Origin of the sequence: Streptomyces sp. NPDC057445, assembly GCF_042802855.1 — a bacterium.
In the GTDB taxonomy this organism is placed as follows: Bacteria; Actinomycetota; Actinomycetes; order Streptomycetales; family Streptomycetaceae; genus Streptomyces.
The window spans coordinates 1-1,135 of sequence record NZ_JBHVDH010000071.1; the positions used below are offsets into that span (position 1 = coordinate 1).

Sequence of the window (1,135 nt, forward strand, 5' to 3'; positions counted from 1 at the left end):
CCGGTCGGCGCGAGTTGCCGGAAGACGGCACCGGCCTGTTCCGCGTCACGCAGCCCCAGGCCACGGACCAGGACCGAACCGTGCTCGGCAACGACGGCGCGCAGCGCGTCCCGCTGCTCGGCCGCCCAGCTCGTCACGTCACCGGGGGTCCCGACCCGCAGCAGCGGGGGTTTGCCGGGTTCCGACTCCACATCGAGAAGTGATGTCGGGGATGAGGACGACATCTCGTTTTTCCTTTCGGTCGCGGCTCAGGAGGATGAGGGCCATTCGGCTGCCTGCAGAACGGCCTTCGCCGCCTCTGCCGGACGGGTGCGCAGGAAGTGGTGGCCGCCGTCCGCAAGCTCGTACAGGTCGACGTGTTCGGCCAGGAACTGCCAGTCGCGGTACCGGTGCGGGTACTCCGCCGTGATCGGGTCGTCGGCGGCGACGATCACGGTCACCGGCGCGGACAGCTTCACCGCCGGAGGGGTGTCCAGGACTTCGGCGAAATAGTGGTGCGCCGACACACAGTCGTGCCGGTAGGCGGCACCGACGTGCTCGGCCTGCCGCGCATCGAGCTCGTCGAGCCCGGTGTAGCCGGTGTCGGCGCTCAGTCCAGCGGCGATCTCGGCGTCGCTCCGGGCGGCCAGCGCGGCGACGGCGGCGCGCCGGTCGTCGGCGTCACCGGGCAACTGCGCGCCGAGGAACACCCGCTGTACGTGCACCCCCTGCTCCTGCAGCTTCCTCGCCGTCTCCACCGCCGGAGCGGCGCCCGAGGAGTGACCCCACAGCAGGACCCCGGTCAGGCCGCGTCGGGTGATCTCCGCGACGACCTGCTCGACCACGCCCGCGATCGGCGCGAACGGCTCGCTCCCGGCCGTCGGATCGTGTCCGGGCAGTTCGACGGCGTAGACCGCCGGCCCGCTCCCCGGCAGCGCCCTGGCCATGGCCTGGAAGTTCACCGCGTTGCCGCCCGCATACGGGAAGCAGACCAGCGCGCCGGTCTGCGTACCGTCCGCTTCCGACAGCGACTGCAGGAGCTCGGATCGCCCCTCGGATGTGCTGTCGAGGAGGGTGGCGAGGTCGGTGAGGACGGGGTGGCGGGTGATGTCCTTGAGGGAGATCGCGCGGTCGAGGGCGATGGCGAGTTTCACCG

General features: G+C 71.4%; 1 protein-coding gene and 1 pseudogene. Both read right to left on the reverse strand.

Going from position 1 to position 1,135, the window contains the following annotated elements:
* Positions 1-224: pseudogene (locus ACFU5O_RS37475) on the reverse strand (TauD/TfdA family dioxygenase); the annotation flags it as partial.
* Between the two features lie 24 nt (positions 225-248).
* Positions 249-1,135: thioesterase II family protein (locus ACFU5O_RS37480; RefSeq protein WP_384247509.1), on the reverse strand; the 887-nt coding region annotated here is incomplete at its 5' end.